Source organism: Pseudomonas fuscovaginae SE-1 (assembly GCF_000364705.1).
Classification (GTDB): domain Bacteria; phylum Pseudomonadota; class Gammaproteobacteria; order Pseudomonadales; family Pseudomonadaceae; genus Aquipseudomonas; species Aquipseudomonas fuscovaginae_A.
In genome coordinates, this window is sequence record NZ_AQOH01000121.1 from 1 (window position 1) to 21735 (window position 21735).

Genomic DNA, 21735 nt, shown 5'->3' on the forward strand with positions numbered 1-21735 from the left:
GCTGCTGGACAACCTGGCCGAAGAAGTCCTGGCGCTGGAGCGACATCACGCCGACCTGCTGGCGCGCAGCGGCCAGTTGCACGACATGCGCCTGGCGGTCTGAACCCGCCGCCCGGTCCGGGTCCGGCAAGCCACCGGCCCCGTTGCGCGACAGCCGGCTGCCAACGAAGAACAGCTATCCCTCGGTGCTGAAAAGCCATTTCTCCCAAAGAAAAAGACGTCCGACACAAGCTTGCCGCCTCTTTGAACATCCTTGTCGGATCCAGCATTAACTACCGCTTCCCTCCTTGAGCTTGCGCGCTGAATGGCAGCCATCACGCAACGACAAGGAATCCGGCATGAGCCCCACCCCTCCCCCGAAAACAGCCGACGCAGCCGTTTCGCTGGACCAGGCCATCGAGCACTTTCTCGCCGACCTGCCCGCGCAAACGGCCCGCCGCATCCGCCTGGTCAGCGGCATCGACAGCCCGGCTTTGCGCAACGCCTACGCCGAGTCCCCCCAGGTTCCGGCGCTGCTGCTCGACACCCGCTCGCGTTTCGAACTGGATCGGCAGATACAGGACTTCATCGATACCCTGGGTGATGCGCCGCCGACGACCGGCCAGGTGAGCCACCTGCATTGGCAGTTACAGCTCTCGAGCCTGGAATTGATCTGGCCGGCGACCTGCGTCTTACAGGTGTACGACCCTCCGGGGACAGTGGCGGCCGAATACGGCCCCGACCTGTCGCCCGCTCTGCCCCGGGTGGCGATCGCCCGTGCACAACTGTCCGATGGCAGTTTGTGGAGCCGCGTCCTGGCACAAATGACCCCGGCACAACGCGAACGCTTGCTGGACGGGCATCACCTCACGGCCGAGACGCAACTGGCGGCGCTCAAACGCAAGGTCAAACCGCTGCTGCGCGCCCACCGACAGGAACTGTTCGACAACTTCGAGGCCTTGAGGCAGCGCTCCGATGATCCGTTGGTGAATCTGCTGCGCCAGCGGATCCCGCCGCTGTCGAAGTCGGCCGCCATCGAACTGCTGACCAACGCCTCCGCGCGTGATCTCGAGGCCATGAAACTCTCTGCTGGCGAACTGAGCGGCAGCCAGGTGCGGGACGCCTACTGGTACTTGCAGGAGGAGCGCCTGAGCCAGGCCTACGAAGGGCTGTTCCTGGAAAGCGGGCAACACCATGACGACAGCCTGCGGCTGATGCTGTACAGCCTCGCCACCTTGCCCGGCTGGCCGGCGGACGGTGTTCGACTGGAATTGCGCGACCACGGCGCAGACGGCCCACTGCTGGCCGGCATTGGCGAAGCCCGGGCCGAACAGCGCTACATCATCCTGCGCCATCCCGACGGCTTCAGCCTGTCCGTCACCGACGGCAGGGTAACGCCAACCAGGGCCGACCTGCCCTCGGCCCTGACGACCCTGCCCGAGCCCCTGCGCAGCCGACTCGGGCTGACGGATCGGACAACGACCCGAAGATTGCTGCAAGACGCCGCCCTCTCACGCGAGCACCTGCGCACCTTGCTGGAAGTCCCCGCCACGCCGCCGCCGCAACGCCTGCCCGAGAGCAACGGTTTCCAGCACGACCCACCAGCCGCCTTCGTCTCCCCCGACCAGCTCGCCCAACGCCAGCGGGCACTCTTCGACAGCCTGGCGGCCACCAACGCGCGCACCCTGATGCTGGCGCAACAGCAACCCAACTTCCGCTGGTTCGCCGCCCTGCTCCTGGGGCGGCAACTGGCACAGGACTTTCCCCGGGCGGCGTCGACGGCGCCCGATGCGATTTATCTCAACACCTTCGAGCAGTCACGCTACCGGCCCCTGTCGGAACTGGGCGAACCCGGCGAGTGGGTGCACTATCGCCGGGTCACGCAATCGCGCACCTTGACGGAAGTCTTCGCCCAGCACCTGGCCGGCAACGTCCAGGTGTTCGAGGCCACCAGCAGCGGACTGTACGCCAATGCGACCGACGCAGATGACGCGCAACGACTGACCGGCCTGGACCTGGCCCGCCTGACCAGTACCCTGGACACGGCCGGCAAGACCTTCGACACGCAATTCGCCGATCGACTGGATATTTTCTGGAGCAGCGCCACAGCGCTGCTGAAGGAGAACCTGCGCACGCAGATTCGCCAGGAGGCGCAATTGCGCGAGCTGGACCTGACTCTGGACGAGAGCAACCGGCAGGACCTGGAACGGGTACTGGAGCACCCCTCCTCCGCCCAGCGCCAGAAGGTCTATCCCGCGGGCGGGCCGATTCATGTCTACCGGATCATCCTGCAGGCGCGGGAGGCCGTCCTGGAGGGCAGCCTGGTCATCACCCGCAGCCCCGACCTGGATACCTACAAACTGCCGGCCGTGCTCTATCAGGTCGGCCGGGGCCTGGAACAGTTCGTGACGCTGCAGGCACTCAAGCGCAGCCTGGTTCAACGCTTCGCCGACGAAACCGGGCGCCAGGCGCTGCTCGACCTGCTCCCTCATCGGCAGCACGCCGCGATTGCCGCGAACCCTCCCGACGGCCCGACACCGTTCAGCTACCGTGTCGAGACGGGCGATATCCTGCAGGTGCTGGTCGAGGGCCTGCTGGCCAGGCAGAAACTGGATTTCGCCGACACCTGGCGCTTTGTCAGGAGGGCGTCGGGGCTCAAGCAGGATGTCGACGAATTCGCCCGGCAACTCAATGACGCCGTCAACCTGGCAAAGTACCTGGACATCTTCCCGGTGCTGGAACGCCGCAATCGCGACCTGATGTTCGGCGACCTGCTCGGTCGAGTCGATAAACTCTCCGCAAACGAGCAGAGCCGGTTGGCCAGGCTGTGGCGCCCCACCCTGAAGACCGGCCCGGTGCCCGCCAGCCTCGGCGACCTACCCGCGCTCAGGGCCCATGCGAGCGGCCTCTTGCAGACCCACCTGCAACAGCGCTACCCCCAGGCCAACCTCGATCCCGACAGCATCGAGGTCCAGGTCACCCACACCCGCACCTACCCGAGCCCGGCCTGGCAGAGCCTGCCATCGACCGTGACCAGCCGCTATCGCAGCCTGTCGCTGACCGCCCTGGCGCTGGAGAACATCCCCGGATCGCGCCTGGGTGAACGCGTGACGTTCAAGGCCAGGGTCAGCACTTCAGCGGGCACCAGCCTGTATCTTTCGAACCGGGACATCACCGCCATCGTTCGCGCCGTGGACGCACCGGGTCGATACAAGGCACTGCTCAAGAGCAGACTGGAGGGGCCCGACCAGGCGTTGCTACGCAGTGACTGGGCCGAGGGAGAACGCGCACGGATGGAGTTACATGCCTATGTGGCCCACCTGAGCGGCGACTTTCTCGACAGCCGGAACGACCCGCAGCAGCGCGGCTACCAGCGTATCGAACACCTGCTCAAGCACCCGTCCAGCCGCAAGCGCCCGCTGCTGGAGGGGCATGAAGTCCATGTCAACTACCTGATGCTCGGCGGCACCGGGGAGGCACGCAACGGCGTGAGCCTGGATGAAGTACTGGTCATCAGCAGCAGCGCGCCCGCCGCCTCCCTGTTGCTCTACACGCCGCAGGCCCCTGATGGCAAAGCCTTGCGCGAATTGCTCGACCGCTCCGCCCTCGAGTCGCTGCTACGCCAGAAGGGCTGGAAGGAATACTGCCTCGCCCGGGCCGCCCGCAACGAGCAGTGGGACCCCAGGCACCTGTTCCTGCGCCAGTTCCCGCGGGCGCGCTACTTTCCCATCGAGGGCGATCTGTTCAAGGCCCTGTTCGACGCCAGGATCAGGCATGTGCTGGCCAGCGTGGAGTATTTCGCGGCCAGCAACCAGCGCGTGGACCGGGAAACCCTATGGTACTGGATCAATGCCGGCCTGCATCTGGCCACCGAACTCATACTGGGCCTCGCCCCCCTGCAATTGAGCCTGCCGGCCTACCTCTTGCGCGGCCTGTACGGGCTGGCCAACGTCAGCCAGGCACTGGCCCTCAAGCACTACGAGGAAGCGGCCGATGCTCTGCTCCAGACGCTCTGCGACGCCGCCGCGCCATTGCCCCTGCAGCCACTCAAGCCGCTGCTGCGACAGATGCCATCGGTGCCGACGAAGCTGTCCCGCCTGATCAGGACCACCCGGACCGGCCAGGATGGCCTGCCCCAGCCGCTGCTGAGCGCCGAACCCTCGACGGCAACCCCGATCCGTTCCCTGGCCGCCGACCTCAGGCGGCATGAGGTGCGCACACTCCCCGAACTGGACTACCTGCGCGATGGCCTGTTCGTCAACCGCGCCATGCCCCTGGACCAGTACGTCCACCTGGAGGGCAAGTGGTACCGCACCGGGACCAGCGCCGGCAGGCGCTACGTGCTCATGGAACACCGCTGGGCACAGGACATCGAACTGATTCGGGTCGGCGACCACTGGCAGCCCCTGCCCATGGGCCGCCTGCCGGGGGGCATGGTCCGCGTCCCGGAGCCGGTCGGCATCGCCCGCTACGAGATTCCGGCAGTCCATCGACAGACCATCGCCACCTACCTCGACACCGGTGCCCGTATCGATCCCACCACTCCCGGGCTCTCCGCCGGGCAACGCCAGGCCGCCCTCGAATACATTCAACGCCGGCAGCAACTGGTGACACAAGCCAATCGTTTCTTCGCCGAAGACCCGCCCCTGCCGACCAGAATACCGATCCCCGACCTGGCCGACGCCAGTTCGGCGACACAACTGTTCAGCCGGGCCTATCGACATCAGGACGGTATCGTTCTCGGTGCCGCCCATGGCGCCCGAGGGGGGCGAAAGCTGCTGATCGACAACCTGCGCTCACTGGCCAGGGAGCACCGGCTCAAGACCCTGTACCTGGAAAACCTGATGACGGATCTCGACCAGGTGAGCCATCTCGACGATTTCTACCGCACTGGCTACATGTCCCGCGCCTTCAGGGAAAAGCTGCGTCACCTGGATATCCTCGAGGGGGTCGATCCCCAGGGGCAGCAGTCACTGTTCACCCTGCTGCGCCATGCCCGCGAACAGGGCATCCGGGTCCAGGCCATCGACTGTGTCGCCAGCTATCGCCTGGGTCTGAACCAGTCGAATCCGAATAGAACCCGGCCCCTGAAGTACTATGCCCGGCAAGTCATCCACGCCGATCAGTTGCAACATGGGCCGGGCCGCTGGATAGCCCTGGTGCAGGACATACATGCCGCCACCCTGAAAGGCGAACCCGGCCTGGCGGACCTGCTGGGCGCGGTGAGCCTGCGCGCCACCGATGTCGGTGGACAGCCCCTGCCCCTGCGGATCCTGCGCGATAGCGGCGACTCCACGCTGAACCGGTTCGGCCAGCTGTGGTTCCTGCGTGCCGATGCTCAGTTGAAGGTGAACCTGTCACCCCGACCCCTGCCCGAGGTGCCCAGGCCCCACCGCGCACTGATGAGGGCGCGGGGGGACTTCCTGATCGAGCAGCGGGATGGGCAGTACCACGCGGTCTGGCTGTCCCGACGCCTGACCGATCCGGGCATGCCGCAGCCGTTGGTGGTGTTCGACCAGCCCATCGTGCAAAGCCGCCGCATCCGGGGCTCGGGGCGCAGCCACGAGGTGTTTCATATCAAGGACCCGAGCGGTCTGCTGCGCACGGAACTCGGCCGCCTCATCGGCACCGAGTACAACAGCCTCGCGGATCTGGCATGGGGGCTGCAGCAAGCCGGCCTGAAGCAGGTGGTCGAACTCGACGACCTGGCAATCTACCTGCGCCAGCCCGTGCTCGACACCCATCCACAGTTGGTCAATGCCGGCATGTTCACCATCGAGGCCACCCCCAGGGGGTCGGTGCTGATCAGCCGTTCCACCGACCGCTCGTTGAAGGCCACTCCCATCAGGGTCCAGGCCGGGAGCAACCGGTACTACATTCATCAACCCCGGTGGGGCTTCAGCGAGGCCCGCCTGTTCGACAACATCGACCATCTCAGCCAGGCCCTGGTCAGCGAGCGCGGGATGGTGCGCTGGGTCGAATCCAGCGACCTGTGATTCAGGCTGAGCACGAGGTCCGGGGCGTGAACCGTTGACCCGCGCCCTGGTGATGCTGTTCGCCTTCTGCTGCGGCGCCATCGTGGCCAAGATCTACTATGCCCAGCCGATCATCGAACTGATCGCCCTGTTCGCCCTGGTCGGCGCGATGGGTGCGATGGCCGCGCCGCTGGCAGGGCGCCTGGCGGATGCCGGACATACGCACCGCACCTCGCTGCTGGCAATGCTGCTGGCGACCCTGAGCTTCCTGCCGGCACTGATCCATCCGGCCTACAGCGTCATAGGTCTGGCCGTGACCGGCGTGGTGCTGGACTCTGCAGTACGGATGAACATGGTGCTCGGCCAGCGCTCGGTGTATGCCCTGGATGCCGCCAGCCGTGGCCGGCTCCCACATTGACCGCGTCGGGCGCAAGTCCTGTATGCGCCGCAATACCTGGACTGCCCTCCCCAAACGTTGAAACGGCCCAACTGCCTGGGGGCAGTCCAACCTGTGGGAGCCGGCTTGCCGGCGATAGCGTCCCCACGGAATCCCAGTATGATCGGCACTTTGCACACCACAGGGCGTGGATCATGACCGCTACGAAAGACCGGGTTCGCATTGTCGACAGTACCGTCCTCTCGGACGACTGGTACCTGCTGAAGAAAACCACCTTCGATTTCCTGCGCAACGACGGCACCTGGCAACGCCAGAGCCGCGAGACCTACGACCGTGGCAATGGTGCAACCATCCTGCTGTTCAACCGGGAAAAACGCAGCGTGGTGCTGACCCGCCAGTTCCGCTTCCCGGTGTTCGTCAACGGCCACGACGGCATGCTGGTGGAGGCCGCCGCCGGCCTGCTGGAGAACGCCTCGCCCGAAGACCGCATTCGCGCCGAGGCCGAGGAGGAAACCGGTTACCGGGTGCAGAACGTGCAGAAGATCTTCGAGGCCTACATGAGTCCTGGTTCGGTCACCGAGAAACTGCACTTCTTCCTGGGCGAATACGACGGCGACAGCAAGGTCGGCCATGGCGGTGGCCTGGAAGCCGAGGGTGAAGACCTGGAGGTCCTGGAACTGTCGCTGGAGGACGCCCTGGCAGCGGTAAGACGCGGGGAGATCGTCGATGCCAAAACCATCATGCTGTTGCAGTACGTGGCCTTGAACAACAACCTCGATACCCCGCGCTGATCCGGTTCAGACCGGCGAGTACGGCAAGGCCCGCTTGTGCGCGGTCCTCGCGTAGGCCGCCTCGATGATCGTCCTGATCGGCTCCGCCACAGCCTCGCCCATCAGGTAGGCGTCGATCTCGGCATAGGTGCAGCCATAGGCGGCCTCGTCCGGCTTGCCCGGCAGCAGTTCCTCGAGATCCGCCGTCGGCGTCTTGAACACCAGTGGCTCCGGCGCGCCCATGGCCGACGCCAACCGGCGCACCTGGCCCTTGGTCAGACCCGACAACGGTGCCAGGTCGCAGGCGCCGTCACCGAACTTGGTGAAAAAGCCCATCAGCGCCTCCGCGGCGTGGTCGGTGCCGACCACCAGCCCGTCGACGAAATTGGCCAGTGCATACTGGGTCATCATCCGCGCCCGGGCCTTGACGTTGCCCTTGACGAAATCCACCCGCGCCGGGCTGGCTTGCAGCGCCTCGAGGTCAAGGCTGCCCATCAATCCCTCCACACAGGCCGAGATATTCGCGTTGCTGATCTCGTCCGGTCGGATGAACGCCAGGGCCGCCTGGGCATCGCGCTCGTCGGCCTGGGTCCGGTACGGCAGGCGCATGGCGATGAAACGGGCCGTCACCCCCTCCTCGCGCAACTGCTCGACCGCCAGTTGGCACAAGCGGCCGGCGGTCAGCGAATCGACCCCACCGCTGATGCCGAGTACCAGCGCCCGGCAGCCGGAACGCTTGAGCGTATCCTTGATGAACTCGATGCGTCTGGCCAACTCCGCGGCTTCATCACCACAGGCCAGTTGCAGGTTGACGCCGAGTGCCTGGGCAATACGATCCTGAGTCTCGGTTCCCATCTCACACCTCCAGTTGCCGATTGATTTCAGTCACCTTGAACACCTGCGCCGCGTAGCGCAGGAACGACGGGTCTTCACAGACGTTCTTCACCGGGTCATCGGAAAACTTCACCACCGGCTCGCCGTGCACCCGCACCAGCTTCATCACGATGCTCAGCGGCTCGACGCCCTCGACGTCACACGCCAGGCTGGTGCCCATGCCGAAGCCGAAACGCGCCTTGCCCCGCACGTGGCGCATGATCGGCAGGCACTTCTCGAAGTCCAGCCCGTCGGAGAACATCAACTCCTTGCTCATCGGGTCGATGCCCAACTGCCGGTAGCGCGCCAGTACCTTGTCGGCCCAGGCGATCGGGTCACCGGAGTCCTGGCGCAGGCCGTCGTAGAGCTTGGCGAAATACAGGTCGAAGTCCTGGAGGAAAAAGTCGGTGCTGATGCAGTCGGTCAAGGCGATCCCGAGCCGGCCGCGGTACTCGCGCACCCAGTTTTCCAGTGCCGCGTTCTGGCTTTCGCGCAGACGGCCGAGCTGTTGGTGCACCATCAGCCACTGGTGGGCCATGGTGCCGATCAGCGGCAGGTCGAACTCGTAGGCCAGGTGCGCGTTGCTGGTGCCGACGAACACCCCGGGGAAGTCGCGGCGCATGATGTCGACCACCTCGCGCTGGGCGCGGAACGACAGACGCCGACGGGTCGAGAAGTCCGAGACCCGCAGGTCGGCCAACTCCTCGCGGCTGAGGTTCTTCTCCAGCCATTCGAACTTCCGGTAGAGCTTGCGGCTGACGTCTTCCAGCGTCACCTCCGGGTACTTGTCGCGGTTGCGCAACTCACTGACCAGGGCCAGCACCGGCTGCTCGAACATGATGCAGTGCAGCATCGGCCCGCGTACGCGGATGGCCAGTTGACCGTCCACTTCGCTGACGTGGATGTAGCGCAGATTGAAGCGGAACAGGCCGAGAAACTGCTCGAAGTCCGCGGTCAGGTACTCGCGAAACCGCCGGTTGAACAGGAAGCGCAGCTCGCCTTCGCGCATCTGCAGGCCGGCGAGCTTCTCCAGCTCGGCGCGCACCTCGGGAATCAGGTGGCCGAGTTTCTCCCGGGAACGGACGATGAACTGATATTCCACCTCGACGTTGGGGTGCTGGTGCAGCACCGCCTGCATCATGGTGAAGGTGTAGTAGTCGGTATCCAGCAAGCCCTGGATGACGCCGCCTTCGCGGTTGAATGCGCTTTCCATGAATTACTCCTTGTGACCGGTCGCGCGGACCAGTTGTTCGCGATTGTTGACGACTTCGATCCGCGCCTGTTGCAGATCGTGGATGGCCTGCTGCGCGCCCTCGGCACTGATGGCCCGACAGGCCGGCAGGTAGACGATGACCTTGAAACCGGCCCCCGCCAGTTGCAATGCGGTGGTCTTGACGCAGAAATCCAGGGCCAGGCCGCCGACGATCACCTGTTGCACCCCGCGGGCATTGAGGTACTCGATCACCCCTGTGGAGAGCTGGTGGTAGAGGTCGTGGAAACAGGCCCCGTAAGGATGCAGCGCCGGCTCCACGCCCTTCCAGACGAAGTAGTCGTAGCCCTGCGGTGCCGGCAGTTCATCGAGCAGGGTGAAGCCCTCGGTGCCGGGAACGCAGTGGCTGACCCAGGTCAGGTCGGCATGTTCCAGGCCGGTGGGCTTGAGCATGTCCTCGTGGGACTCGACCACCCAGGGCGCCTGTGGACTGTGGGCGTCCTTGCTGCCGACACGGATCCCTGCCAGCGAGGCCATGAAATTCAATTCGGCACCGATCAGGTGGCCACCCACGACGGGTAGCTCATCCGGGCAGAGCGGCGTGAAGCCCTTCTGGGCATCGACATCGAAAGCGGCGGTCTTGATCACTCGAGCGTTCATGGCGGGTTCTCCCTTGGCGATGAGACAAAGGTACACGTCATGTACTTTCAAATCAAGCTCGATTTTCAAAAAATATTCAGATCACAATCAACATGGATATGGGCGCCTAAAATCAGCCTTGACCAATAAGTACATGACAAGTACTTTTAGGAAAAAGGAGATCCCATCCATGTACGAGCTCGCAATCTATGGCGGTGCCTTCAACCCACCCCACGCCGGTCACGCCCAGGTGATGATCGAGGCCTCCCACCACGCCCGCTCGGTGTGGGTGGTACCCTCCTTCCGTCACCCCCATGGCAAGCGCATGGCGGAGTACGAGCGGCGCCTGGGCTGGCTGCAGGCGATCGTCGAACAGGTACGACCGGCCTGCGCCTCGGCCATCTCGGTCAGCCGGATCGAACAACAGTTGGCCCAACTGACCGATGCACCGATCTACAGCTACGGGCTGCTCTGCACCCTGGCCGACATCACGCGTCTACCGACCCGGCAGATCGCCCTGGTGGTCGGACACGACGTCGCCGCGCAACTGCCGGACTTCCATCTGGGCGCGCAACTGCTGGAACGTTTTTCGGTGCTGTGCGTGGATGAACAGGTGGGTGTGCGCAGCACCTTGCTGCGCGAGCGCCTGGCCCTGGGCGAAACACTGCCCGCCCACTGGATGGCCCCGGGGATGAATCCGGTAGACTACGGTCTCTATGCCACACACAGGAACTGACATGCCGGCCCCGACCCCCAGCTCACCGAAGAAAAGCGACTACCTGCACACCGTCGACCTGTGCGTGCTTTTCTACTGCCGCGAGGCCCAGGCGCTGCAGATCCTGCTGCACAAGCGCGAGGCCGAGCCGTTCCAGGGTCATTGGGCGCTGCCCGGCCTGGTGGTCAACGGCGCGGTACCCGACCTGACGCTGGCCGACGCGGTGGAGCGTCTGCGCGCCAGCGACAAGGTCGACCTGCCGCTGGCCTGGATCGAGCAGGTCGGTACCGTTGGCGACGCCTTTCGCGATCCACGCTGCTGGTCCTCCTCGACCTACTACCTGGCCATCGTCGCCGCCCCCCCGAGTCTGAACGAACACCAGGCCTGGTTCGCCCTCGACAGCGTTGCCAACGGCTCGGTGCGCCTACCCTTCGATCACAACGCGCTGGTGGCGGCGACCCAGGAGCGACTGCTGTCCAAGTCGCTGTACAGCAGCCTGCCACTGACCTTCCTCGGCACCGAGTTCAGCGCCCCGGAAGCCACGGCGATCTTTTCCCTGGTGCTCGCCCGTCCGGTGCTCAAGACCAGCACCCGCCAACGCCTGCTGAAGATGATCGACGCCGGCTACCTGCGCGAAACCGGACGCAAGAAACAGGGAGACGGCGGCCGCCCGCAAGCCACCCTGGAAAACCTCAAACCCGACGCTCTCTACCTGTTCGACCGCTGCTTTCTGGAGTGATACCGCGCATGAAGCCCGACACCGAATCCGAATGCCTGCTGCACACGCCCTACTTCGACGTGGTCAAGCAAGGCCACTATTTCATCGTCAAGGAACGCCAGGCCATCAACGGCGTGGTGGCGATTCCCGTGATGCCCGACGGACGCCTGATGCTGGCGGTGCTGCAGCGCCGCGCCATCGGTGCGCAGTCCATCGAGTTTCCCCGCGGCGCGATCGACCCGGGCGAGACGGTCCGCGACGCCGCGGCCCGTGAACTGCTGGAGGAAACCGGCTGGCCGGCGCGAACCGTAACGGAACTGGGAATGCTGCACAGCAACACCTCGCTGATCGCCAGCGCGGTGGCCGTGTGCCGGGTGGAGATCGCAGGAGAGGCCAGCGAAAGCACCGATGGCGAGGTCGACAAGGTACTGTTCGTCACCCGCCAGGAACTGATGGCAATGATCGCCGCGGGCAGGATCACCGATGGGCACACCCTGTCGGCGGCCATGATGCTGGTCGCCCAGGAGACCGCCTCGACGTCATAGCGTCAGGCTGCCGCTGATGCAGGTCACGGCGGCACCGCCGATCCAGATATCGTCACCGACCTGCTCCACCCGGATCCGCCCGGCACGTCCCATCGCCGTGCCCTGGCTGACCAGGTAAGACTGCGGCGCCCGCCCCTCACCCAGCAGCCAGCGGGCAATCCCGGCGTTGAGGCTGCCGGTGACCGGATCCTCAGGCATGCCGTCGCCGGCAATGAAGGCCCGCACCTCGAACTGACACTCATCGCCATCGAGTTCCGAATGCCAGGGCGCAACGACGCCCACGGTCAAGCCCGCCAGTTGCACGTAGTCGGGCATGATCGCCAGGACGCTCGCCCGACTGGGCAACATCAGCACCATCCAGTCCACACCGTTGTCGACCCACTGTGCATCGAGCACTTCTTCGGGCGCCAGTCCGAGGCCTCGCCGGGCCCGCTCGCGCAACGTCGGCTCGACCGGCCCGGCCCGCAGCAGCGGCGGTGCAAGAAAAGCCAGGTCATCACCCCGACGACGAATCCGCACCAGGCCGACGCCACACTCCTGGATGATTTCTTCTCCCCTGGGAACGCCACCCGCCTCCAGCCAGGCATGACAGGTGCCCAGCGTCGGATGGCCGGCGAACGGCAGTTCCTTGGTACAGGTGAAAATCCGCACCCGATAGTCCGCCCGAGGGTCGCCGGGCGTCTGCAGAAAGGTGGTTTCACTGAGATTGGTCCAGGTCGCGAAGGCCTGCATCCGCTCGCTGGTCAGCGAGTCGGCGGCGAACACCACGGCCAGCGGATTTCCCTTGAGCGGTTCGCAACTGAAAACATCCAGTTGCTTGAAATCGTGCTGGCTCATGGCGCTATTTCCCTGTCGAAAGAACGTGATCGCTGGTCAGTGCGCGATTTCAGCACACAACCCTCGTTCAAATCCCGTCACGGGCGATGTCCATCGCAAAATAGGTGAGGATGATATCGGCACCGGCACGCTTGATCGCCCCCAGGCTCTCGCGCACCACGCGATGCTCGTCGACCGCGCCGGCCTGGGCGCCGAACTTGATCATCGCGTACTCACCACTGACCTGGTACGCCGCCAGGGGCAGGCGCGAGGCTTCGCGGATGTCGCGAATGATGTCGAGGTAGGCACCGGCGGGCTTGACCATCAGCGCGTCAGCGCCTTCCTGCTCGTCCAGCAGCGACTCGCGCACCGCTTCACGACGGTTCATCGGATTCATCTGGTAGGCCTTGCGATCACCTTTGAGCGCGGTACCGCCGGCTTCGCGGAACGGCCCGTAGAGGGCCGAGGCGAACTTGGTCGAGTAGGCCATGATCGAGGTGTCGAGAAAACCCGCGGCGTCCAGCGCACTGCGAATGGCCTGGACCTGGCCGTCCATCGCCGCGGACGGCGAGATGAAGTCCGCCCCCGCCTGGGCCGCGACCACCGCCTGGCGGCCGAGATTGCGCAGGGTGGCGTCATTGTCCACCGCATCGCCATGCAGCACGCCGCAATGACCATGGGAGGTGTACTCGCAGAAGCAGGTATCGGACATCACCACCATTTCCGGCACGGTGTCCTTGCAGATCCGCGCCATGCGCGCCACCAGCCCCTGCTCGTTCCAGGTGTCGCTGCCCTGCGCATCCAGGTGATGGGAGACGCCGAAGGTCATTACCGACCTGATCCCGGCGCGGGCGTAACGCTCGATCTCGCTCGCCAGCTTCTTCTCGGGAATCCGCATCACTCCAGGCATGCTGGTGATGGGCACGAAATCGTCGATCCCTTCCTCGACGAAGATCGGCAGGACCAGATCGTTGAGGCTGAACTCGGTTTCCTGGAACAGGCCGCGCAGGCTTTCGTTACGGCGCAGACGACGCAGGCGCGTGGTCGGAAATAGCTGTGACATGGAGTTTCCCAAAACAGATTCGCGAAGACGGATTCAGAGGCTGCCGAGCTTAGGTCAATCGCCCCCCGGTTCACATCCGAAGATCGAGAAAGCTCTGTTGCATCCCTTGCAACAGTCTGCCGCTGGTCAACCCTGCGGCGCCAGTGGTTTTTGCCCTGAAACCAAGACTTGCCGGTCATTATTCGGCCAATCGGCCTGTTGACCGAATGAGCGGGCGTAGCGAATTTGCAACATGTAGTGCGATAAAAAAATCACTACAAAATCATTGACGCGCGCTTTTTGCCCTTGCATGATGAAGCCATCTCCCCGATCGGGAGTGCTGTAGAAAGCTGTTGTGGCAGGCTCGACAAGCCGTCGAGCTGTTCCGGATATGTACTGCCCACAAGGCAGATTGATGAAGCTGACCTGTCGTGATCGTCCCAACGGGCGAGAAGCACCGGCCTAACGTCCTCAAAATGCTTGTGGCTGACTTCGTTACTGTCGTCGGCGCCGTTCAAGGATCGCGCTGCTGCTTCTTTTCGTCGAGACGTCCTGTGTAGCAAGCCAAGATTCACGCTACACGAAATCACAACCGGGGTTGGAGCCACATTTCACGGGCGCTATTGCCCACGTGCGGCACCTCAGCAATTCGCCGTCTTGGCAACGATACACACGTAAACCAGACAGATTAACGAGTGGTCAAAGGGGCTTTAACATGAATCTGAACAATCATCCAACTATCGATCAACTGGCTGGACTGTTCGCATCCCGCAAGGACAGCCACGATGACCATATCCTCTGGATCAGCGAAACCGGAGAGGTCAGACTCGATCGCCGCGCGTCCCATGTCGACGAGCAGCATTTCAGCCGCGCCCAGCCCGACCTGCTGGCCTGCCTCGTGATGTACCGCCGCGGCCAGGGCTACACCGGCAAGAAGGCGGCAGCGGACCGGGACTTCATGAGCCGTGTCCTGCAGAACCTGAAGGCAGAATGGAACGCCCATCACGCGCTGGCCAAGAGCGCCTGACGGTTCACCATGGAGCCCACCCATGAGGGTGGGCTCACCCCAAACACGGCCACCGGCAATGCGAAAATCCAGAAACCTGCTGGATTTGTCCACCTCTTGTGAGCAGTCCATCCAGATCAACCTGGGCACGCCACCGTGAAGCAAATCGGCGTCGCTCCGCAGCGGGCACCAACGCCAGGTAAACCGAATCAGGCCCGGCACTCGACCTGCAGCAGCCCATCCAGGCCCGAGGCAGACACCATTTTCAGCGGCAGGAAGGCCTCGATCACCCGCATGTTGCTTTGCAGGTGCTCGGTCATGCGCGGCGTGGTGAAACTCCCGCCGCCCGCCAGCGCCATGGGCAGCAGCAACTGATCGGCCAGATGCTCGCCTACCGCCGCCTTGCTGTTCAACCAATGCCGCGCCGCGTCGACCGCCGCATCGGCGACCGCCTCGGAGCGCACGCTGAACTGCCCGAAGGCGCAGAACACCTCGCTCAACCGCTCGCAGCGAAACTCCAGCAGCAACACGTTGCCAGGGCTGTCCGCCGCGACATGCTCCGTGCGACAGGCCTCCTCAGGCAGGTGCAGGCGCTTCGCAACCCGGGCCAGCTCACGCTGGGCCACGCCTTCGACAATACCGCCGAGCAGCACCCGCGCATCACGCTCGAGTACTTCACCGCGCTCGCTCAGGTGCAGAGGCTGCAAGGTCGAAGGCTGGACGAACACTTCCAGTTCGCCACCGCCAGCCGGCACGAAACCATGGCGCAGCAGTTGCAACTCGACCTTTGCTCCCATCCGCCGCAGCAGCGGCAACCAGGCGCGTTCGAGAAACTCGAAGGGCGGAGCCATTGGGTTGTGGGTTCCGCCGCTGATCCGCACCCGGCTGCAGTGCGGCGCTTGCAGCAGGGCTGGCAGCAGGGTCTGCAACACCAGCGAGCAACTGCCGGCCGTGCCGATGGCAAAGCGGAAATCACCACCGCGAATCGGTCCCGGCTCGAAATACAGGCTTTGTGAACCCAACTGCGCGCCTTCCAGGCGCGCCCCACAGACCTCGGCGGCCGCCAGCACCGCCGTCAGGTGCTGGCGCAGCAGGCCCGGCCGACTGCGCCGGGCGCGAATGTTACCGATACGCAGTGCCCGTCCCGTCAACATCGACAGGCTCAAGCCGCTACGCAACACCTGGCCGCCGCCCATGGCGCCGTCCAGTTCGATCATGTCCTTTTTCATAGCTTTCCTGAATCATGCATAAGTACGGACCATCTCCCTCAGGTAGTGGTCCAGTCGCTCACTGTTTTCGTGGGTACGTGGCAATACCGGCACCGGCCGCTCCAACTGCGCCTCGATGAATTCGTGCAACGCCGGGCGACGCGGGCCATAGGCCGCCTCGTCGGCGCCGCGCTTGAGTTGCAGCAACTCATCGACCTCCGCCAGCAGCAGCGGATCGTCGACCGTCTTGAGCAACGCATCGAAGGTCATCGGCGGCCGCCCCAGCCCACTGTCGATCCAGCGCACCGCCAACAGGGGCCGTAGCACGTAGAAGTACTTCTTGAACCGCACCGTCTCCCCCTGCAGGTAGCCACGGAAGTTCTTCCGGGCCATCGACAGGTAGTGATTGCGCGCGGCGGGCGGGCTGTAGAACGCCTCCGCCAGCTCACGCAACGAGCGGGTCGCGGCCTCCTCACTGCGATACACCAGTGGTGAATCGAGCCATTCGAGCAGGGTCGGGTTGGATTTGCGCAACAACCCCAGGGTCTTGCGCAGCTCCCAGCCACTGACATCCAGCTCATCGTCCAGCGGCCGCTCGATCACGTCGCGCGCCTCGCTGACCTGAATGAACCAGTCCGGCTTCTCCACATAGACGAAACGCACATCGTAATCGCTGTTCGTCGACGAGAAACCCCAGGCGCGGCTGCCCGATTCGCAGGCATACAGCACCTTCACATTACGCTCGCGCTCTATCCGCGCCAGCTCTTCCAGCACCCGGGCGCGCATCGCGTCATCCAGTGGGTGGCGCTCGTCATATTCCCTATTCATGCCCTTCCCTCTCCAACCAGGCCAATCACTCTACCCCTTCACACAAACCACCTGCCGCAAGGTATGCAGCACTTCCACCAGCTCGCGCTGGGCGTGCATCACCTGATCGATGTCCTTGTAGGCCATCGGAATCTCGTCGATCACCGCCTCGTCCTTGCGGCACTCGACATGGGCCGTCGCGCGGATCTGGTCCTCGACGGTGAACATCTGCTTGGCCTTGGTCCGGCTCATGACGCGCCCGGCACCGTGGCTGCAGGAGCAGAACGACTCCTCGTTACCCAATCCGCGAACGATGAAGCTCCTGGCCCCCATCGAACCGGGAATGATCCCCAGCTCCCCCTTCTTCGCCGAGACCGCGCCCTTGCGGGTCACCAGGACTTCCTCGCCGAAATGCCGCTCCTTCTGCACGTAGTTGTGGTGGCAGTTCACCGCCTCCAGCGCCACGTCGAAGGGCTTGCGAATCACCTGACGCGTGGCGGCGATCACCGCCTGCATCATCACCGCACGGTTCTGCCGGGCGAAGTCCTGGGCCCAGGCGACCGCCTCGACGTAGTCGTCGAAGTGCGGGCTACCCTCCTCGAAGTACGCCAGGTCGCGGTTCGGCAGGTTGGCAATGTGCCCACGCATATCCGCCTGTGCCAGTTCGATGAACAGGTTGCCGATGGCGTTGCCGACACCGCGCGAACCGCTGTGCAGCATGAACCAGACCCGGTTCGCCTCATCGAGGCAGACCTCGATGAAGTGGTTACCCGACCCCAGGGTTCCCAGGTGCTTGCGATGGTTGGCGTTCTTCAGCTTCGGGTACTTGTCGACAATGGCCTTGAAACGCGGCTCCAGTGCCGACCAGGCCAGGTCGGCCACGTTCGGAACATCTTCCCAGGCGCCCTTGTCACGCCCGCTGCGTGGACTGGTACGACCGTGGGGCACCGCCCGCTCGATGGCGGTACGCAGGCCCTGCAGGTTGTCCGGCAGGTCGCTGGCGGTCAGCGAGGTGCACGCGGCAATCATCCCGCAACCGATATCCACGCCCACTGCCGCCGGGATGATCGCGCCCACCGTCGGGATCACGCTACCGATGGTCGAGCCCTTGCCCAGGTGCACGTCGGGCATCACGGCCATGTGCTTGAAGATGAACGGCATCTTCGCGGTGTTCATCAATTGCTGGCGAGCCTCGGGCTCGACCGGAACCCCCTGGGTCCAGAGTTTGATCGGTTTGCCGTTGGCGACTTCGAGCAATGTGTAGGTCTGGTCTTGCATGTTCTTCATTTCCTGATGGCCATTTCGGCCTTGTCCTGGTTTGACGGCGACAAGGGGGCGGTGAAACATGAACACGCTCTACCTCTGAGCTATCACCCGATGAGCTATCACCTTGTGGTGAGCGGGAATCGAACCCGCGACCATGTAGTTCCACCAGCATTCGCCGGGTAAATCATCAAAAATGGGTGGTACGACAAGGGAAGTGACTGATCCGTGTTGCCACGGGCCGGATTCAGACCGGCATTCAGATGTACAGCCACTGGCATTCGTACCTTTCGTGGCAACCGACAAGAGGGTGATGAGACGTCTTTGGATGTAGTCCCACCGGCATTCGGTTGCCGCGAAATTCAACAGTGTGGTGCTCAGCCCATCAGGGCTGAACGGGTTTGCCTTCATTCATATCGACAGTTCGTCGATCACTTTCACCCAGTGTCGTGCGCCGTAGGTACCGGCGGTGAACTGGTCGATGACATCGAACACCGCGTCACTGAAACCGCCGACATTCAGGATGTCCGGCCGATCCGGCGCCTGGGTGCTCGCCCCGGGCTGCAGGTCGATGCAGATCAGCCGCGCATCGGGGTTGATCCGCCGGATGCGCTCCCACTGCACCAGGGTTTCGCTGGCGCCGTAACGGCGGTCATCGATCCAGGACTCGTTGTCCGAGACCAGGATCAGCGTATCCACCCTGGCCTGCTCGCGAACCAACTGCGCCAGCGGCGCCGAGCAGCGGGTTCCGCCACCGCCAACGGCGGCGAGTTTCTGGGCATTGCTCATGACGCTGTCGCGTGGGTTGAGTTGCACCTTCACCACCTCGTTCTCAAAGGGCAGCACCCGCGCCTGGGGCGTCTTGCGCAACACGGCGGCGGCGATCAGCGCCGCCACATCGATGCACCGCACTGCCGTGGTCGCCCCCTGGCGATAACCGGTGACCGGGCTGTGCATGGAGCCCGAGACATCCGGGCAGACCACCACCGTGCCGCGCAAGGCCGGAACATTGTCCAGCGACAGCTCCAGGGCATCCTGCAACGCCTCACCTATCTGCGGCGGCACATCCTCGCCGATCATCCGGTAGGCCGCGAGCAACTGGTACGGATAAACCCGCGCCTTGGCCACCTCCTCCGGGTTCGACAACCGCGCGGCCACCGTCCCGGTACATCCCGGCACCCTGAAGGCACCGTGGCGAGCCAGGGTGTTCAGGTTCATCCGCAGGGCCTGCCAGCCCGTGGTCACGGTCAACTGCGCCCATTGTTGCGAGTCCAGCGTCTCGTTGCCCAGCAACTGGAATGGCACCTGCGGCAGTTGCCGGCTGGCCCCGGCGCGAAACTCCAGGAGCGAGCGGGTCAGCGGCGGCAAGGCATCGACCGCCACCGGCTTGCCGATCACCCAGGCGAAGAATGCTTCGCGCCAAGCCTCTGCCGGCTTGGGGTGAACCATCTTCAGCACATCGGCCAGCGACGGCTGGTTACCCACCGACGCCTGCAACAACTGGCGCTCGCTGGCGCTGTTCAGCCACTGCTGCACCAGGCGCTTGGGTTGCGAACCCAGCGATTTGCGCCCGGTGGCCCCACTGCGCAGGATCTGCACGAAGTTGCGCAGCATCTTGCCGCTGTCCACCACCCGGGCGAACACCACCGGCAGCATGGTCGAGCGCTGGGCCGCCAGGGCGGCCAGCAGCAAGGCCGGCATGTCCTTCATGTGACCCTGCTGGCGAGCGTAGATCGCGGCCTTGGCAACGAAGGCACTGTCGACCTCGGCGACGCGCTTGAGCACCGCCTCCAACTGGCCTTGCGCACTGGCATGGTAGGTCTGGTTCAGGCAACCGGTCACCGCCAACTGTGCCAGGGCATGGCGCGCCGTATAGGCGTAGGCCACGGCGCCGGAGGCATTGTGGATGTCGCAGGCCGCAGGCTGGGTGCGGGTCTGGAACAGCTGGGTGTTGGCCATCTTGGCTTCTCGCTCTGTTGTTTCGTTCGTTGCCAGAGATATTGCAGAGCACGTGCCAGGTTCTGAAAATTCACCCAATAAATTTTAACTATTTGATTTTATTGAAAAAAATATTTAACCCAGGAAAAACACGGTTCGATAGCCTGACGAGGCTTCATTTTTTATTTATCATTGGATATCGCCATTTATCCATAAAGATAAACATGTCCAGCAAGCGCACGGTCACCATCGGCTTCATCGGTTCCAACCTTGATCGCGTCGGCAAGGGCGCCAACCGCTGGGGCCACTGGCGGCCCAGCATCGGCCTGTGCCAGCAACCCGATCTGCTGGTACATCGTTTCGAACTGATTCATGGCACCGATGCCCGCGATGTCAGCCTGGCCGAGCGAATCCGCAGCGACATCCAGCAGGTTTCACCGGAAACCGAAGTGCGCCTGCACCCGATGCACCTGCGCAATCCCTGGGATTTCGAGGAGGTCTATGGCGCGCTGGACGATTTCACCAACGCCTATCACTTCGATACCGAGCACGAGGAGTACCTCGTGCACATCACCACCGGCACCCACGTGGCGCAGATCTGCTGGTTCCTGCTGACCGAGGCACGCTACCTGCCGGCGCGCCTGGTGCAGACGTCCCCGGCTCGCCGCCTGAACGAAGAGGCACGGGTCACCGGCACCCACACCCTGATCGACCTGGATCTGTCGCGCTACGACCGGATCGCCAAGCGCTTCAGCGACAGGCAACTGGAGGGATTGGCCTTTCTCAAGTCCGGCATTGCCACCCGCAATGCCGCCTTCAACCGGACCATCGAGCAGATCGAACGGGTGGCGGTACGCTCGAAGGCACCGATGCTGCTGATCGGCCCGACCGGTGCAGGCAAGTCGTTCCTCGCCCGACGCATCTATGAGCTCAAGCGCAACCGGCATCAGGTCGAGGGCCGCTTCGTCGAAGTCAACTGCGCCACCCTGCGCGGCGATGGCGCCATGTCGGCGCTGTTCGGGCACACCAAGGGCGCGTTCACCGGCGCCCAGAACAGCCGCGAGGGCCTGTTGCGGGCGGCCGATGGCGGCCTGCTGTTCCTGGACGAGATCGGCGAACTGGGGCTGGATGAGCAGGCGATGCTGCTCAAGGCCATCGAGGAGAAACGCTTCTTCCCTTTGGGTTCGGACAAGGAAGTCGAAAGCGACTTCCTGATCATCGCCGGCACCCACCGCGACCTGCGCAACCGGGTGGTCGAAGGCCTGTTCCGGGAAGACCTGTACGCCCGTATCAACCTGTGGACCTTCGACCTGCCCGGCCTGGCGGACCGTCGCGAAGACATCGAGCCGAACCTGGACTTCGAACTGGAGCGCCACGCCCGCGAGCAGGGCCACCTGGCACGCTTCAACATCCAGGCGCGACGGCGCTACCTGGCCTTTGCCAGTTCCATCGAAGCCAGCTGGCTGGGCAACTTCCGCGAGCTGTCGGCCTCGATCACCCGCATGGCGACCCTGGCCGACAGCGGGCGCATCGACGAAGCCCAGGTCGAGGAAGAAATCGCCCGCCTGCGCCGGGCCTGGGGTCTGGTAGACGCAGCGGACAGCGTGGGCCACCTGCTCGGCGAACGTGCCGACGACATGGACCTGTTCGACCGCCTGCAGCTCAACGCCGTGATTGACGTCTGCCGCCGCGCCAGCAGCCTCTCGGATGCCGGCCGACAGCTGTTCAACGCCTCCCGGCAAGCCAAGGCCAACCCGAACGATGCCGACCGCCTGCGCAAATACCTGGCCCGTTTCGAGCTGGACTGGAAGCAGCTGAACGACAATCGGTAAGA

The 21735-nt window shown here is 64.2% G+C and carries 17 protein-coding genes and 1 pseudogene; 8 read left to right on the forward strand and 10 right to left on the reverse strand.

The genetic code is table 11. The features are described from left to right. Nucleotides 1-338: 338 nt before the first annotated feature. The 3 genes and pseudogenes from K675_RS0112580 to K675_RS0112590 all read left to right on the forward strand — a co-directional run bounded on the left by K675_RS0112580 (nucleotide 339) and on the right by K675_RS0112590 (nucleotide 7142). Nucleotides 339-5975 (forward strand): membrane-targeted effector domain-containing toxin, encoded by a 5637-nt coding sequence (locus tag K675_RS0112580; protein WP_017903872.1) that lies wholly within the window; start codon nucleotides 339-341, stop codon nucleotides 5973-5975. A 121-nt stretch (nucleotides 5976-6096) separates the two neighbouring features. After that, nucleotides 6097-6363 (forward strand): annotated as a pseudogene (locus tag K675_RS0112585) (MFS transporter); the annotation flags it as partial. Between the two features lie 182 nt (nucleotides 6364-6545). Then, on the forward strand, nucleotides 6546-7142 hold the full coding sequence (locus K675_RS0112590; protein ID WP_017903874.1) for an NUDIX domain-containing protein: 597 nt from the start codon (nucleotides 6546-6548) through the stop codon (nucleotides 7140-7142). A 6-nt stretch (nucleotides 7143-7148) separates the two neighbouring features. Here K675_RS0112590 and nadE read toward each other — a convergent pair whose 3' ends face one another. From nadE to K675_RS0112605, 3 genes are read right to left on the reverse strand one after another with little or no spacing between them, the layout of a single operon-like run. Continuing rightward, nucleotides 7149-7976: an ammonia-dependent NAD(+) synthetase gene (gene nadE, locus K675_RS0112595; protein ID WP_017903875.1), complete on the reverse strand. Its 828-nt coding sequence runs from the start codon at nucleotides 7974-7976 to the stop codon at nucleotides 7149-7151. Nucleotide 7977: 1 nt separating this feature from the next. Continuing rightward, a complete protein-coding gene (pncB, locus tag K675_RS0112600; protein ID WP_017903876.1) occupies nucleotides 7978-9207 on the reverse strand; it encodes a nicotinate phosphoribosyltransferase in 1230 nt (409 codons plus the stop codon). 3 nt (nucleotides 9208-9210) lie between these two features. Continuing rightward, a complete protein-coding gene (locus K675_RS0112605; protein ID WP_026145134.1) occupies nucleotides 9211-9864 on the reverse strand; it encodes an isochorismatase family protein in 654 nt (217 codons plus the stop codon). Nucleotides 9865-10033: 169 nt separating this feature from the next. On the opposite strand from K675_RS0112605, the gene K675_RS0112610 reads away from it, so the two are divergent. From K675_RS0112610 to K675_RS0112620, 3 genes are read left to right on the forward strand one after another with little or no spacing between them, the layout of a single operon-like run. Next, the gene (locus K675_RS0112610) at nucleotides 10034-10579 is read left to right on the forward strand and encodes an adenylyltransferase/cytidyltransferase family protein (RefSeq protein WP_017903878.1); all 546 of its coding nucleotides are present in this window, start codon (nucleotides 10034-10036) and stop codon (nucleotides 10577-10579) included. A gap of 1 nt (nucleotide 10580) precedes the next feature. Beyond that, nucleotides 10581-11297 (forward strand): NUDIX hydrolase, encoded by a 717-nt coding sequence (locus K675_RS0112615; RefSeq protein WP_017903879.1) that lies wholly within the window; start codon nucleotides 10581-10583, stop codon nucleotides 11295-11297. A gap of 8 nt (nucleotides 11298-11305) precedes the next feature. Continuing rightward, a complete protein-coding gene (locus tag K675_RS0112620) occupies nucleotides 11306-11821 on the forward strand; it encodes an NUDIX hydrolase (RefSeq protein ID WP_017903880.1) in 516 nt (171 codons plus the stop codon). On the opposite strand, the gene K675_RS0112625 is transcribed toward K675_RS0112620, so the two are convergent. The 3 genes from K675_RS0112625 to K675_RS32995 all read right to left on the reverse strand — a co-directional run bounded on the left by K675_RS0112625 (nucleotide 11816) and on the right by K675_RS32995 (nucleotide 13991). Next, the gene (locus K675_RS0112625) at nucleotides 11816-12658 is read right to left on the reverse strand and encodes a PhzF family phenazine biosynthesis protein (RefSeq protein WP_017903881.1); all 843 of its coding nucleotides are present in this window, start codon (nucleotides 12656-12658) and stop codon (nucleotides 11816-11818) included. The genes K675_RS0112620 and K675_RS0112625 overlap by 6 nt on opposite strands. A 67-nt stretch (nucleotides 12659-12725) precedes the next feature. Then, nucleotides 12726-13700, reverse strand: coding sequence for a porphobilinogen synthase (gene hemB, locus K675_RS0112630; RefSeq protein WP_017903882.1), 975 nt, complete (start codon nucleotides 13698-13700; stop codon nucleotides 12726-12728). 126 nt (nucleotides 13701-13826) lie between these two features. Then, nucleotides 13827-13991 (reverse strand): hypothetical protein, encoded by a 165-nt coding sequence (locus K675_RS32995; protein ID WP_157383935.1) that lies wholly within the window; start codon nucleotides 13989-13991, stop codon nucleotides 13827-13829. A 403-nt stretch (nucleotides 13992-14394) separates the two neighbouring features. On the opposite strand from K675_RS32995, the gene K675_RS0112635 reads away from it, so the two are divergent. Beyond that, nucleotides 14395-14706 carry a hypothetical protein gene (locus K675_RS0112635; protein WP_017903883.1) on the forward strand — a complete coding sequence of 104 codons (312 nt, stop codon included), beginning with the start codon at nucleotides 14395-14397 and terminating at the stop codon, nucleotides 14704-14706. Between the two features lie 188 nt (nucleotides 14707-14894). On the opposite strand, the gene rtcA is transcribed toward K675_RS0112635, so the two are convergent. The 4 genes from rtcA to K675_RS0112655 all read right to left on the reverse strand — a co-directional run bounded on the left by rtcA (nucleotide 14895) and on the right by K675_RS0112655 (nucleotide 19922). After that, entirely contained in the window at nucleotides 14895-15914 is a 1020-nt protein-coding gene (gene rtcA / locus K675_RS0112640) for an RNA 3'-terminal phosphate cyclase (protein WP_017903884.1), read from the reverse strand. A 12-nt stretch (nucleotides 15915-15926) separates the two neighbouring features. Beyond that, nucleotides 15927-16721 carry a nucleotidyltransferase domain-containing protein gene (locus tag K675_RS0112645; protein WP_026145135.1) on the reverse strand — a complete coding sequence of 265 codons (795 nt, stop codon included), beginning with the start codon at nucleotides 16719-16721 and terminating at the stop codon, nucleotides 15927-15929. Nucleotides 16722-16751: 30 nt separating this feature from the next. Next, a complete protein-coding gene (locus K675_RS0112650; protein ID WP_017903886.1) occupies nucleotides 16752-17978 on the reverse strand; it encodes an RtcB family protein in 1227 nt (408 codons plus the stop codon). Nucleotides 17979-18374: 396 nt separating this feature from the next. Further along, the gene (locus K675_RS0112655) at nucleotides 18375-19922 is read right to left on the reverse strand and encodes an RNA-binding protein (protein WP_017903887.1); all 1548 of its coding nucleotides are present in this window, start codon (nucleotides 19920-19922) and stop codon (nucleotides 18375-18377) included. A gap of 203 nt (nucleotides 19923-20125) precedes the next feature. On the opposite strand from K675_RS0112655, the gene rtcR reads away from it, so the two are divergent. Continuing rightward, nucleotides 20126-21733 (forward strand): RNA repair transcriptional activator RtcR, encoded by a 1608-nt coding sequence (gene rtcR, locus K675_RS0112660; protein WP_017903888.1) that lies wholly within the window; start codon nucleotides 20126-20128, stop codon nucleotides 21731-21733. Nucleotides 21734-21735 lie beyond the last annotated feature (2 nt).